Source organism: Bradyrhizobium sp. AZCC 2230, from assembly GCF_036924495.1.
GTDB classification, from domain to species: Bacteria; Pseudomonadota; Alphaproteobacteria; order Rhizobiales; family Xanthobacteraceae; genus Bradyrhizobium; species Bradyrhizobium rifense.
Genome location: NZ_JAZHRS010000001.1, coordinates 4339841 through 4352834, shown reverse-complemented (window position 1 = coordinate 4352834; position 12994 = coordinate 4339841). Strand labels below are relative to the sequence as shown.

Genomic DNA, 12994 nt, shown 5'->3' with positions numbered 1-12994 from the left:
AATAGATCATGCTCAAACAACAGTCTAAAGCGCGATGAGCATTTAGTCTCATCGCGCTTTAGCGCGTCAGTTGCCGGCCGGATATGCCGCCGGGGCGGCATGTGCCCGGTTCAGGAGGATGCCGACCTCGTCGAGCTCCTGCAGCGGCTCGTCGATGGCCTCATTGGCTGGGATGTTGAGCCGGTATCCGACGTAGCGCCGTGCCACGATCGCGTCAAAACCCAGTCGGTCACGCAGCTTCTTGCGCAGCTTGCTGACGTGGCTTTCGATCACGCTCTCATCGAACGTGGATTCGAAGATGCCGTAGACCGCGTTGAAGATCTGCGTCTTGGTGATCCACTTGCCGTGATTGCTGACCATATACTCGAGAATGCGCAGCTCGCGGCGGGGCAGGGTGAGGGCGTGGCCCGCGATCTCGGGGTCACGTCCGTTGAAGAAGACCTGGATCCTGGTCTCGCAGGGCCTCGGCAGCTCGCCCACTCGGCGGCGGGCGATCGCAGCCGTTCGGGCGAGGATCTCACGCAGGTGAATCGGCACGTGAACCACGTCGTCCACGCCGGATTCAAACAGCTCCAGCGTGTTCTTGAGCATCTTCTGGCCGCTCATGGCGATGATCGGAGCCGTGGACCGCTTCCGCATCGCGCGTGGCAGGCTTCCGCGGGCATCGCAGTCCCCCAGAAGGAAGGCATCGACCGCTGCCAGGTCCGATTCGTTCGCGGATTGCAGCCAGTCCCAGAATTCTCCGGAGGAGAAGCCGATCGACGATACGCCTTCGCGAACGAGCCCTCCTACGTAGCTGTTCGTGACGCTCTCGCGATCATCAACGATTATGTACATCAGTCAGTCGCCCCTGTTTCGCACTTGCAGCGGCCGGGAATTTGTTGTGATGCCCCGGCTCGACGCCATGCTGTTTGACGATATTTCCCTCCCGCGAACCGTTGTTATGGTTTCGATATTCGCGGGCAGCCCTACGCATTCAGTGCCTGCGTGAGCAGGCCTGTTACTTCGACTCGATACTGAACGCTTACTGCGTGAGGCCCGGCGGGTGTCTTACGGATCACCCCGCGGAGCGGTGAGACAGCGACCTAGAACAGTTGCGCCACGTTGCTGTGCGTCCGAACGCTACTGAACTCAGTCGATCTCCTCGCCAACTGGCGAGAATCACTTGAGTAGGACCGTAACAATTGCCGATTTCCGATCAAGCGTGCGAAACAAAGCGTTTGCTACGTGTGCTTGATGCTGTTGGTTTGTTTCTGGTTGTTTCTTTGTATGTCCAAGCTCATCAGTTGGTTTGATATCCAAACTACTTTTGCACCGTGACGGTTATAAAGTTCCATATGCCCGTACAAATACAGCTATTTTGGGTAGTGCTGCCGCACCGTCGCAGGGTGGAGTTTTCAACCCGGGATTGACTCTCCTGGCCGCGCACCCGCCTGCGACAATTCGACTCATGTATGGCGGTGAGACTCCAGCTTGGCGAAATCTTGGCGAGTGTGTGTCTTTCGAGTCGCACTTTCGCCTCGTGCATGACGCGTTGGACTCATTCGACGTCGCATTGTTTGTGACGAACAGATTTTTTGATGCGCACGTTTCAGGCAAGCTTCACCAACTAGCTTTGTTCAACAGATCGAAAACGAACGGAGCATTTTCAAATGTTGTCCGATGGAAAAACGCGCCCCGCCGAAACTGCGGATTTAACCGCAGCGGCGAAGCCGGCTCCGGAAGCACGCGATACGAAGACCAACAATGCGCCGCGCGCGGCCAAGCCCGCGACAGCTGCCAAGCCCGTGTCGGCAGCGAGCGACGAAGTTGCGGCCAAGGCAGCGCTCGAGGGATTGAAGCGCATTCGCGCCAAGGCGCGCCTTGATAAGATGGCGATACCAAAGCCTGCGCCGGTGGTGATCAAGCCGGCGGTGATTGTGGCCAAACCGCCGCCGCCGCGTCCGACATGGGTCGCACCGCTCGCGACATTGGCGGTTGCCGCCGTCCTGGTGGTGTGTGCCTGCACCGGGTTTATTGCCTATCTCACCACGCAGCCGAGCCAGACCAATGTTGCGGCCAACGCCGAGATCAGGAATTTGCGCGATACGGTCGCGCAGCTGCGCAAGCAATTGTCCGGCGTGTCCGAGAATCTCGACGGCCTGCGAACCGCAGTCGATCAGTCGAGCAAGGCGACCAGCGATCGTTTCGGCCGGTTCGCCGAGAATCTGGATCGCATCGAACGGGTAAGCTCGTCCTCGACCGCGAAGCTCGACAGGCTCGCCCAGGCCCAGGTCCAGCCGACTCCGGCTGCCGCGCAGCCGTCGCCGGCGATGCCGATGATGGCCTCGGTCGCGGCACCCGAGACCACGGGCTCGGTATCTCCGGCCGAACGCAGCTCGGCACCCCGAAAGGCGGTCAAGGGCTGGTCGGTCCGCCAGGCTTATGAAGGCATTGCGATCCTGCAGGGGCCGAGCGGTGTCATCGAAGCCGTGCTCGGCCAGCAGGTCCCGAATCTCGGTCGCATCGAGGAGATCAGGAACGAGAACGGCCGTCTGGTGGTGGAAACCAGCGGCGGCGTCGTCTACTCAGCGCGCAAATGAGCGGCGGACAGTTCTATTGGCGGTGATGCTCGAAGCTGGTGCATAGCAGGTCGATCTCGGCTTCGGCGATCGGCGCGCGAAACAGCCGGCAGGTGAATTCGACCGTCGTCTTGTTCTCGGACGCAGTGCGATCCTCCCGCAGGAAGATGCATCGCTTGCAGACGTCGGTGTGGTGCCGCTGTTCGGCGGCATCCGCCTGATCGAGCACGTGTCGCAAGGTGTCGCGAAAGCGGATCTTGCCGTCGTCATCGAGGACGTCAATGGCCTCGACGAGGCCATTGACGGGGTCGCGCGCCAGAAACTTCTTGCCCTGCTGCGTCACGCTCAGCGTCACCGAACGCTTGTCCTTGGTGGAGCGCTTTCGCTCGACATAGCCGAGACGCTCGAGCTCGCCGATGATGAACGAGGCGGTGCCGCGCGTGGTGCCGACATAGCTTGCCAGCGCCGAAGGCGTCCTTGAGAACCGGTTGGCACGGGAGAGAAAGCGCAGCGCCATCCACTCGCGATCGCGCATGCCGTGCTTGGTGCCTTCGAACCACAGGATTCGCGCCACCTGTCCCAATAATTCAATTGCTTCGCGAGCCAAATTCATTTCGATGCCAGATCGGATAAAGCTTTATTCAATTGATGCGTTGGGTGCGCAATCGCTGCGGGTCAGAATGAAGCTGTCGAGCTTCGCTCGAAGCGGAAACAATTGCCGCGCTTGGAAGACGCTTCTCCGTTCTGGAGATGGAACATTCGGGAGTGGAACTAGAGCGTCACGACGAAAGTTCGAGTAAATATGACGGCTCAACTGATCTGAAAATTTCAGTCAAATGACGCGGGCTCGCGCTCAGATGTCGGACTGTGTGCTGTGCCTGGGCAACATGATGTGTCATTGCGGCCACGATCGAGCCGAATGTTGCGGCGAAACGTTTCGAATTGCGCGAAGCCGCACACAACCTGCAACGCGTGATGGCGCCGCGGGCAGCGGGAGAACCCCTCTTTTCGGTTAATGGATGTTGCGACGCAATGCGGTCACGCGGTTAAATCGGGCGAACAGATCGGGGAATCAAGAGTGCCGTCAGATCAAGCTGAGCCGTTCAACGTTAAACGCGCCGCACTGGCCGCCACCGTCGGCAACATGCTCGAGTTCTACGACTTCATTACCTACAGCTTCTTCGCGATCCAGATCGGCCACACCTTCTTCCCGACCGGAAGCGAGTACGGCAGTCTGATGCTATCGCTTGCGACTTTCGGCGCCGGCTTCGTGACGCGGCCGATCGGCGGCATCGTGCTCGGCATCTATTCCGACCGGATCGGCCGGCGGCCCGCCATGCTGCTGAGCTTCGCGCTGATGGGGGCAGCGATCCTGACCATCACGTTCACGCCGTCCTACAATACGATCGGCATCGCAGCGCCGATCATCGTGATTGCGGCCCGCATGGTGCAAGGCTTTGCGCTCGGCGGCGAGGTCGGGCCGACCACCGCCTATCTGATCGAGATCGCCCCGATCGAGCATCGGGCGCTGGTGGTGGCGTGGCAGCCGGCGAGCCAGGAGATCGCGGCGACGGCAGGCGCCCTCGTCGGCGTCATCCTCAGCAAGACCATGGCGCCGGAGATGCTCGATGCTTATGGCTGGCGGGTGGCGTTTCTGATCGGCGCGGTCTGCCTGCCGTTCGGCATGTGGATGCGCAAAACCCTGCCGGAGACGATCCCGCAGGCCGAGGCCGGTGCCGCCGCGAAAGAAAGCGCGGGCCATTTATCGCAGGCCCGCCGTCACATCGGACTGATCGCGCTGGCGCTGATGGTTCTGGCCAGCGGCACGATCTCGACCTATGTCACGCAATACATGACGACCTATGCGCAGAACACGCTGCATGTCTCGTCGACTTTGGCGTTTGGCGTGTCGCTCGTCAGCAACGCCATTCAGTTTGCCGGCGCGCTGGTCGGTGGCTGGCTTGCCGACCGTCTTGGCCGCAAGCCCGTGATGATCTGGCCGCAGCTCGCTACCCTGTTGCTGACCTATCCGGTCTTCCTGTGGATCGTCCATGCGCCCGGCACGCTGTCGCTGCTGGTCGGCTTCGGTCTGCTCTCCGTCATCGGCTCGCTGCCGTTCACCGCGTTCTATGCCACGTTCACCGAGGCGCTGCCCCAGAACATCCGTGGCGGCGTGTTTGCCACCGTCTACGCAGTCGCGATCGCGAGCTTCGGCGGCACGGCGCAGCTCGTGGTCACTTGGCTGCTCCATGTCACCGGCGATCCGCTGGCGCCCGCCTGGTACCTGCTGCTTGCGGCGATCGTCGGACTTGTCGCGATGAGCCTGATGCCGGAGACTGCGCCGGTGAAGCAGCGCGATCGCCGGATCTGAAAGGTCCGCCGCTCGCAGGCTGGTGATTTGCGTTTTGCCGGCAACTATTGGCGAATGCGTCGCCTGAAGGATCAGGGCAAGACACTAGGGCAAGGCATCAGCAAGGACAGACCGATGAGCATTGAAACCACCATGACAGCCGACGTCGTCGGGCTAACGAAAGTCGCCCCGGTCTCGCGTCGCGGCTTCATGAGCGCCACCGCGGCTGTCGCCGCCGGCTACACGCTTGCGGCAGGTCCCGTTCGCGCCGAGGTGATCACGACTGACACCAGTGGCCTCCAGGCCGGCGACGCCAAGATCAAGGTCGGTTCCGAGGAGATGCCGGCCTATTTCGCCCGCCCTGCCGGCAACACCAAGGCACCGGTGATCATCGTCGCGATGGAGATTTTTGGCCTGCACGAGTACATCAAGGACGTGACGCGGCGCCTCGCCAAGCTCGGCGCCTTCGCCGTCGCGCCCGACTATTACTTCCGCAAGGGCACCGATCTCACCAAGATCACCGACTTCGAGGACTTGCTGCCGATCGTCAACGCCAAGCCGGATGCCGAGCTGCTGTCCGATCTCGACGCGACGGTGGCCTGGGCGGGATCGCAGGGCGGCGACACCGCCAAGCTCGGCATCATCGGCTTCTGCCGCGGCGGGCGCACGGTCTGGGAATATGCCGCCCATAGCGGCACGCTCAAGGCCGGCGTCGCCTTCTATGGTCCGCCGGTCGATGCGCCCGATCCGCTGTGGCCGAAGAGCCCGCTGCAGCTCGCGCCCGAGATGAAGGCGCCGGTGCTCGGCCTCTATGGCGGCGCCGACACCGGCATTCCCGTGGCCCAGGTCGAGCAGCTCAAGGCGGCGCTCGCTGAGAACAAGAAGACGGCCGAATTCAAGATCTATCCGGAAGCGCCGCACGGCTTCCATGCCGACTATCGCGGCAGCTATCGCAAGGAGGCGGCGGAAGATGCGTGGGCGCAGGCGCAGGCCTGGTTCAAGAAGTACGGCGTGTTGAGCTGACGCTGAATATCAGGGGCGGCCGATCGGCCGCCCTTTCTACTTGAGTGCGCGCCGGTCTCACTTCGTCATCGCGCCATAGACGATATCCTGCACCTGCTCGCGATAATATTTCCTGAGCTCGCCGGGCGCGGCCGTTCCCACCACCACGACAAGCCGCTCCTTCGGATCGCAGAAGAACTGCGTCCCGTAGGCGCCGTTCCAGCTGAACTCGCCGGGATTGCCGGGAACCGACGAAAGCCCTTCGCTGGTGCGCACCGCGACCGCGAGACCAAAGCCGAAGCCGGCACGATGCGGCTCGATATTGGCCACGTTGTTCTTGATCTCGGGGCCGAGATGGTTGCTCGTCATGTGGTGGACAGTTTTTGGTGAGAGGATGCGCTGGCCGTCGAGCTCGCCGCCATTGAGCAGCATCTGGCCGAAGCGGATGTAGTCGCCGACCGTCGCAAACGAGCAGGCGCCGCCGCAATCGAACTTGGTCGGCGTGTCCAGCAGCTTGATGGCCTGCGGTCTTCCGGTCAGCGGGTCGTTGGCAAAGGGACGAGCGAGGCGAGGGCGCTGTGCGTCGGTGGGATGGAAGGTCGCGTCCTTCATGCCGAGCGGCTGCCAGACATTGGCGGCGAGATAGTCGCCGAGATGCTGCTCGCTGACCTTCTCGACCACCGCGCCAAGCACGTCGATCGAAAAGCCGTATTCGAATTCAGTCGAGGGCTGATGCACCAGTGGCAGTTTTGTGATGCGCTCGATGAAGGCCTGTGTGTCGCCTTCGATCGCGGGCGCCGTGCCCTCGGGGTATTGACGAGCAAGCATGCTGGAGCTGTCCGGGCGGCCGCCATACATCAGGCCGGACGTGTGCCGATACAAATCGTGGATGAAGATCGGTGAGGCCTGCGGCTCGAGCTTCAGGGAGCCGTCGGCCTGCTGAACGCCGACTTGCATGTCGGCAAAGCCGGGAAAGTAGTCGGACAGTTTTGCCTGGAGCGGCAGCTTGCCTTGCTCCATCAGCGTCAGGCCGGCGACCGCGGCCATCGGCTTCGTCATCGAGGCCAGCGCGAACATCGCGTCGATTGGCATCGGCGTGCCCTTGTCCGGATCGAGCATGCCATAGGCCTTGTAGTGCACGAGGTTGCCATCCCGCGCGATCGCGACGACCGCGCCCGGCACGCGCTTGGCAGCGATCTCGCGCGCGAAGAAGCTGTCGAGCCTTGCAAGGCCCTGCTTCGAGAAACCGGCGTCGTCGGGATTGGTCTCGGGCAATGGCGCGGCGCGCGCTGCTCCGAGCGTGATGACGGCAGCCGCCGCGATCATGGCGATCGTCTTGTTCATTGTATCCTCCCAAGGCGAGCTCGTTATGCGGTGGCTCGCTCCATGCCTAGATCACGACCGTGCAGATGCGAAGTCAAGCGCGGGCAGGGCATGTCTGGGACGCGCCCGGAACCTTATCGTCCGTCGCCTTCACGCCACAGCGCATCGAGGCCGAGCCGATAGGTTGGATAGACCAGCGCGACGCCGAGCTCGTGCTTCAGCCGTGCGTTGGAGACGCGGGCGCTGCTGGCATAGAAGCTGCGCGCCATCGCCGACATCTCCGCGGTCGCGAAGGCTTCTTCGTCCGGCGGCGCAACGCCCATCAGCTGCGCGGCGTAGGCGATCACGTCCTGCGGCGGCGCGGGCTCGTCGTCGCAGACGTTCCAGGTGCCGCCGCTGTTGTGGTTGACCGCAGCCATGATGGCGCTGGCGATATCGTCGACATGAATGCGGTTGAAGACCTGGCCGGGCTTGATGATGCGGCGCGCCGTGCCGCTGCGCAACGTCACCAGCGCGTTGCGGCCCGGACCGTAGATGCCGGCAAGCCGCAGGATCGCGACGTCGCCTTGTGCCGTCCCCGTCCAGGCCTGCTCCGCCGTGACCCGCATCCGCGCCCGCTCGAGGGTAGACTGCGGCGGCGTGCTTTCGTCCACCCATCCGCCGGCGTGATCGCCGTAGACGCCGATGGTGGAGAGATAGACGACCTTGCGGCGCCTCGCCGCCAGCACATCGCCGAGCGCGGCGATTGCGGGATCGCCGGTGCTGCCCGGCGGGATCGAGATCAGAAGGGCATCGGCATCGTTGATACGGCCGACCGTCGCGTCCGCCGGACGGCTGCCGGAAAAGCCATGCACCTCGATCCCCGCGAGGTCGTCCCGCGCAGTGGGGTCGCGGACCGTGCCGGCGATATGCGAGAAGCTACCGCCGAATTTGCGGACGAAATGCCGGGCGCTGTAGCCGAGGCCGAGGATGAAGAGCCGCATGCGTCTCCCGTGAGTTCCCGTTCGCGCCGGAGCGCGCACCTCCGCTCATAAGAGATTTTTGGGTCCGGCAAAAGATATTGCGATTTTACTCGTTGGCCGCCTCGGGCGATGGTCGCTCGTGACAGGGAGGCGCGCCTTCCACACCAGGCAGTGGATCGCGCCGCCCTTGTCGGATGCTGACATCGCCGAGCTCCACCGCATCAAGACCGCCCATTATGCCGAACTGGTCGAGACCGGTTGCTGCGCCTTGCGGCCCGGTGTGACGGACCTGCTCATTGCCGCCAAGGCGCGCGGCCAGCGGCTCGCGATTGCGACCACGACTTCGCACGGCAACATCGATGCGTTGCTGTCGCGGGCGCTGGGGACGCGCTGGGCTGCAGATTTTGCTGCGATCGTTGCGGGTGATGACGTCAGGCACAAGAAGCCTGCGCCGGATGTCCATCGCGAGGTCCTGGCGCGGCTGAAGCTACAGCCGTCCGACTGCGTCGCGATCGAGGATTCCGCCAACGGGCTGATCGCGGCGGTGCGGGCCGGCATTCCCGTGCTGATCACACGGAGCCTGTTTTTCCGGGATGATGATTTCAGCGCGGCGCGGGTGGTGCTGGACGATCTGTCGGAACTCGTCGCCGAACAAAAAACCGCAAAACAACCCCATGCACAGTAGAACGCTGCCGCTCTCAGTGCACCCGGTGACTTGCTCTATCGTCTTCAGCCTGCTCGACAATCTGCGCAATTGGGCTCGACTGGTGATGCACCAGGCGCCAGTCGTCGCCGACGCGCCGAAAATGGTTGGCGGCGGCCAGGGCGGTGCCGTCGACGATCTCGATGCAGAGCACGCGCGCACTGTCGCCGTCGACGATCGCCTGCGGCTCGGCGCAGACGATCTGTGGACGTTCCGGATTTTGCAGGATGTCGCGCCAGCTTCCGATCACGGTGGCGTGGCCGACGATCGCAGGCCAGCCGGGATGAATGCAGGAAATGGCGTCGTCATCCGCCCACATCCGCTTCATTTCGTCAAAATCGCCGGTCGAAAAGGCGGCGTAAAAAGCCGCGTTCGCGGCGATGACCTTGCTGTCCTTTGCCATGCCTCTCGGGTGCGGCAACGGCACGCAAAAATCAAGCGCGACTTCCGTCCGAATTTGACCGCAGTGCAGCATTGCCCACTTTGTGGTCACGCCGAAACGAGCGTCTCCACCGCGCGCCGCGCACCTTCCTTGTAGAGACGGCCGAGCGCGGCTGTCACGGCCTCGCGCAGCCGCGGCTCGGCGCCGAGCGGCCCGAACACTTGTGTGACGCCGAGCAATGCGGGCGCCAGCCGTTCCGCGACGGGACCGGCCTCGCGCGCCAGGCCCGCGAACTCGGCGGCGAGGGGATCGCGCACGTCGATGGCGCGGCCCTGCTCGTCGCGCGCGGTGACGTAGCGCATCCAGCCCGCGACCGCGAGCGCGTGCGTCGCGATCGGCAGGTTTTTGGCGAGGCGATCCTGCATCGCGCCGAGCAGGCGCTGTGGCAGCTTTTGCGAGCCGTCCATGGCGATCTGCCAGGTGCGGTGATGCAGCGCCGGATTGGCGAAACGCTTGAGCAGCGAGGCGCGATAGGCGGCGAGATCGGTGCCCGCCGGCATCGTCAGCGTCACCGCGGCCTCTTCCATCACTTGTGCTGCGAGCCGCGCGAAATGCGGATCCTGCATGGTATCGGCGATGGTCTCGTAAGCAGCGAGATAGCCGAGATAGGCGAGCGCTGAATGGCTGGCATTGAGCAGCCGCAGCTTCATCAGCTCGAACGGCTTGACGTCGGCGACGAGTTCGACGCCCGCCGAGGCGAGATCGGGCCTGCCCGCGGCAAAGCGATCCTCGACCACCCATTGCATGAACGGCTCGGTCATCACCGGCCAGGCGTCACGCATCCCGAGCGCCGCGGCGGCCGCATCACGGTCGGCATCCGTCGTTTCCGGCACGATGCGATCGACCATGGTGCAGGGGAAGGCAACGTTATCCGCGATCCATTTGCCGAGGTCCTTCGACCGAAGGGCCGCGAACTGCGTCACGATCCGCTGCACGGTGTGACCATTGGCGGCGAGATTGTCGCAACACAGCACGGTGAAGGGCGAAAGTCCCTGCGCACGCCGGCGCGCCAGTGCAGCCACGATGAAGCCGGGCGCCGAGCGCGGCGCGTCAAAATTGTTGAGATCGTGCACGACATCAGGATGCCGCTCGTCGAGATCGCCGGTCTGCGGCGTGTGGCAATAGCCCTTCTCTGTCACGGTGAGCGAGACGATGCGGATGGCAGGATCGGCCATTCTGTCGACCAGCGCAGCCGGTTTTTCGCGCGCGACGACGCTGTCGAGCAGCGCGCCGATGACGCGATGTGTGGTGCCTTCGGCGGCGCGCACGGCGACCGTGTAGAGATGATCCTGCGGGGCGAGGGCGTCGCGCGTCTCCGGACTGCGCAGGCTCGCGCCGACGATGCCCCAGGCGTTAGCGCCGGTTGCAAGGCAATCGTCGATGACGACAGCCTGATGGGCGCGATGAAACGCGCCGAGACCGAGATGCACGATGCCCGGTGTCACGCGTGAACGGTCATAGGCCGGGCGACGAATGCCGGGTGCCAGTTGATCGAGATTGGCGCCGCCAAGCCGCATGGTCGTCTCTCCCTGTGTTTGGCGGCTGCTTGACATGACGCCCGTCCTCGGTCAATGGTCCGGTCAATTGGTAAGGCCAATTATCCAAAATTGGCGGGCCGCCGGGCTGGAAGCCATCCCGGCGAGACCCTTAGGGGAGGCCAGCGTGCCGCTGGAAGCTGTGGAGGCGAGACGGCTCTATCGCCAAATCGCCGATCAATTGCGAAGCCTGATCGACAGCGGCGAGTACGCCGTCGGCAGCCGCTTGCCGACCGAGCGCGAGCTCGCCGATCAGCTCAAAGTGTCGCGGCCGACGGTGCGCGAAGCCCTGATCGCGCTCGAAGTGGAAGGACGCGTCCGCATTCGCGTCGGCTCCGGCATCTATGTGATCGACCCTTCGGACGCGACGCCGGCGCCGTCCGCCGTCATCGAGGGGCCATTCGAGCTGTTGCGCGCCCGCGAATTCCTCGAAAGCGCGATTGCCGAGCAGGCCGCACGCGTGGCGACCAAGGACGATATCGCACGCATCGACGCAGCCCTGGTCGCGATGGAGAACGTCGCGCACCCCGGCGAAGCGTCGATGGTTCATGACCGCGCCTTCCACATCGCGATCGCCGGATGCCTCGGCAACGCCGTGCTGGTGCGCGTGGTCGGCGAGCTGTTCGACCAGCGCCTCAATCCCTACTTCGCGCAGCTTGCGCACTATTTCGAGAACCCCGGCACGTGGCGCACCGCGCTTAGCGAGCACCGGGCCGTGCGCGATGCCATTGCGGCGCGCCAGCCGACCGCGGCCCGCGACGCGATGCGCGATCACCTCGCGCATTCGCAGGAGCGCTTTGCGCAGAATTTTGGCGCGGAAGCCGCCACGGGATCGGCGGCGATGAGGAAACGGACCGTGCGATCCGGGTCTGCTCCCGCGAAGCCAAAACGGCCGTCGAAGAAGCAGGCAAAAAGCGGCAGCGCGCGGCGGCGATGAGATTGAGCGGCTCGACTCGTTTCGGGGCGGGCAAACAAGAAACAGACTTGAGTTAGTGGAGGAAGATCAGTGTTGAAGAAAATCACGATGGTGCTGGCGACATCGGTCGCCGCAATGTTTGCGACGACTGAGGCCAGCCTGGCGCAGACCAAGCTGAAATGGGCCCATGTCTACGAGACCTCGGAGCCGTTCCACACCGCTTCGATCTGGGCCGCACAGGAGATCGGCAAGCGCACCAACGGGCGCTACCAGATCGACGTCTATCCGGCCTCCCAGCTCGGCAAGGAAGCCGACATCAACCAGGGCCTCTCGCTTGGTTCGGTCGACATTATCATCTCCGGCTCGAGCTTCGCGGCCAAGAGCTTCCCGCCGATCGGCGTGACCTACTATCCCTACACCTTCCGCGACGCCGATCATCTGCTCGCCTACACCAAGAGCGACATCTTCAAGGAGCTCGCCAAGGGTTATGAGGACAAGAGCGGTCACCACATCATCGCGGTGACCTATTACGGCGTGCGCCAGACCTCGTCGAACAAGCCGATCAAGACCTGCGCCGATCTCAAGGGCCTGAAGATGCGCGTGCCCGACGTGCCGGCCTATCTCGCCATGCCGCGCGCCTGCGGCGCCAACACCGCGCCGATCGCGTTCGCCGAAGTCTATCTCGCGCTCCAGAACGGCACCGTCGAGGCGCAGGAGAACCCGCTGACCACGATCGAAGCCAAGAAGTTCTACGAGGTGCAGAAGCACATCGTGCTGACCGGCCACATCGTCGACCACCTCAACACCGTGGTAGCCGGCGCGCTCTGGAAGAAGCTCTCGGACGAGGACAAGAAGATCTTCACCGACGTCGCGCAGGAAGCCGCCGCCAAGGCCACCGAGGAGATCAAGCAGAACGAGGCCAAGCTCGTCGCCTTCTTCAAGGAAAAGGGCCTGACTGTGACCGAAGTCGACAAGAACGAGTTCCGCGACATCGTGCTGAAGAACGTTCCGTTCGAGACCTTTGGCTATCGCAAGGCCGATTGGGAGCGGATCCAGGCGGTCAAGTAATTTGCGCCGTCGTTCCGGGGCGACGCGTAAGCGTCGAACTACGGTGCGCAATTGCGCACCTGAGAACCTCGAGATTCCGGGTTCTCGCTTCGCGAGCCCCGGAATGACAGTAGGGCCTTTGAGGAGTAACCA

General features: G+C 63.5%; 11 protein-coding genes and 1 pseudogene. 6 read left to right on the top strand and 6 right to left on the bottom strand.

Translation table 11 applies throughout. The features are described from left to right. Positions 1-66: 66 nt before the first annotated feature. On the bottom strand, positions 67-837 hold the full coding sequence (locus tag V1280_RS20790) for a response regulator transcription factor (RefSeq protein ID WP_334528112.1): 771 nt from the start codon (positions 835-837) through the stop codon (positions 67-69). Between the two features lie 815 nt (positions 838-1652). On the opposite strand from V1280_RS20790, the gene V1280_RS20785 reads away from it, so the two are divergent. Then, on the top strand, positions 1653-2582 hold the full coding sequence (locus V1280_RS20785) for a hypothetical protein (RefSeq protein WP_334528109.1): 930 nt from the start codon (positions 1653-1655) through the stop codon (positions 2580-2582). Positions 2583-2595: 13 nt separating this feature from the next. Here the strand turns inward: V1280_RS20785 and V1280_RS20780 are convergent, their stop codons facing one another. After that, positions 2596-3174 carry a MarR family winged helix-turn-helix transcriptional regulator gene (locus V1280_RS20780; protein ID WP_334528105.1) on the bottom strand — a complete coding sequence of 193 codons (579 nt, stop codon included), beginning with the start codon at positions 3172-3174 and terminating at the stop codon, positions 2596-2598. 531 nt (positions 3175-3705) lie between these two features. Here V1280_RS20780 and V1280_RS20775 point away from each other — a divergent pair. Beyond that, positions 3706-4932 carry an MFS transporter gene (locus V1280_RS20775; RefSeq protein WP_442895242.1) on the top strand — a complete coding sequence of 409 codons (1227 nt, stop codon included), beginning with the start codon at positions 3706-3708 and terminating at the stop codon, positions 4930-4932. 114 nt (positions 4933-5046) lie between these two features. Further along, positions 5047-5934, top strand: a complete 888-nt coding sequence (locus tag V1280_RS20770) for a dienelactone hydrolase family protein (protein ID WP_334528099.1) — start codon at positions 5047-5049, stop codon at positions 5932-5934. Between the two features lie 57 nt (positions 5935-5991). On the opposite strand, the gene V1280_RS20765 is transcribed toward V1280_RS20770, so the two are convergent. Together V1280_RS20765 and V1280_RS20760 are read right to left on the bottom strand one after the other, a co-directional pair. Then, positions 5992-7257: a serine hydrolase domain-containing protein gene (locus V1280_RS20765; protein ID WP_334528096.1), complete on the bottom strand. Its 1266-nt coding sequence runs from the start codon at positions 7255-7257 to the stop codon at positions 5992-5994. Positions 7258-7370: 113 nt separating this feature from the next. Further along, positions 7371-8219, bottom strand: coding sequence for an SDR family oxidoreductase (locus V1280_RS20760; protein ID WP_334528093.1), 849 nt, complete (start codon positions 8217-8219; stop codon positions 7371-7373). Positions 8220-8349: 130 nt separating this feature from the next. Here V1280_RS20760 and V1280_RS20755 point away from each other — a divergent pair. After that, positions 8350-8883: pseudogene (locus tag V1280_RS20755) on the top strand (HAD-IA family hydrolase); the annotation flags it as partial. Between the two features lie 13 nt (positions 8884-8896). Here V1280_RS20755 and V1280_RS20750 read toward each other — a convergent pair. Both V1280_RS20750 and V1280_RS20745 read right to left on the bottom strand, forming a co-directional pair. Beyond that, on the bottom strand, positions 8897-9304 hold the full coding sequence (locus V1280_RS20750; protein ID WP_334528091.1) for a nuclear transport factor 2 family protein: 408 nt from the start codon (positions 9302-9304) through the stop codon (positions 8897-8899). A gap of 86 nt (positions 9305-9390) precedes the next feature. Further along, positions 9391-10896 carry a mannitol dehydrogenase family protein gene (locus V1280_RS20745; RefSeq protein WP_334528088.1) on the bottom strand — a complete coding sequence of 502 codons (1506 nt, stop codon included), beginning with the start codon at positions 10894-10896 and terminating at the stop codon, positions 9391-9393. 109 nt (positions 10897-11005) lie between these two features. Between V1280_RS20745 and V1280_RS20740 the strand changes: the two genes are divergently transcribed. Next, positions 11006-11815, top strand: coding sequence for a FadR/GntR family transcriptional regulator (locus V1280_RS20740; RefSeq protein WP_334528085.1), 810 nt, complete (start codon positions 11006-11008; stop codon positions 11813-11815). A gap of 87 nt (positions 11816-11902) precedes the next feature. Then, positions 11903-12862, top strand: coding sequence for a sialic acid TRAP transporter substrate-binding protein SiaP (locus V1280_RS20735; protein ID WP_442895241.1), 960 nt, complete (start codon positions 11903-11905; stop codon positions 12860-12862). Positions 12863-12994 lie beyond the last annotated feature (132 nt).

Bases quoted from the DNA above. Each gene is read 5' to 3' on its own strand.
- V1280_RS20790 (WP_334528112.1), bottom strand. From the start codon at position 837: ATGTACATAATCGTTGATGATCGCGAGAGCGTCACGAACAGCTACGTA.
- V1280_RS20785 (WP_334528109.1), top strand. From the start codon at position 1,653: ATGTTGTCCGATGGAAAAACGCGCCCCGCCGAAACTGCGGATTTAACC.
- V1280_RS20780 (WP_334528105.1), bottom strand. From the start codon at position 3,174: ATGAATTTGGCTCGCGAAGCAATTGAATTATTGGGACAGGTGGCGCGA.
- V1280_RS20775 (WP_442895242.1), top strand. From the start codon at position 3,706: ATGCTCGAGTTCTACGACTTCATTACCTACAGCTTCTTCGCGATCCAG.
- V1280_RS20770 (WP_334528099.1), top strand. From the start codon at position 5,047: ATGAGCATTGAAACCACCATGACAGCCGACGTCGTCGGGCTAACGAAA.
- V1280_RS20765 (WP_334528096.1), bottom strand. From the start codon at position 7,257: ATGAACAAGACGATCGCCATGATCGCGGCGGCTGCCGTCATCACGCTC.
- V1280_RS20760 (WP_334528093.1), bottom strand. From the start codon at position 8,219: ATGCGGCTCTTCATCCTCGGCCTCGGCTACAGCGCCCGGCATTTCGTC.
- V1280_RS20750 (WP_334528091.1), bottom strand. From the start codon at position 9,304: ATGGCAAAGGACAGCAAGGTCATCGCCGCGAACGCGGCTTTTTACGCC.
- V1280_RS20745 (WP_334528088.1), bottom strand. From the start codon at position 10,896: ATGTCAAGCAGCCGCCAAACACAGGGAGAGACGACCATGCGGCTTGGC.
- V1280_RS20735 (WP_442895241.1), top strand. From the start codon at position 11,903: ATGGTGCTGGCGACATCGGTCGCCGCAATGTTTGCGACGACTGAGGCC.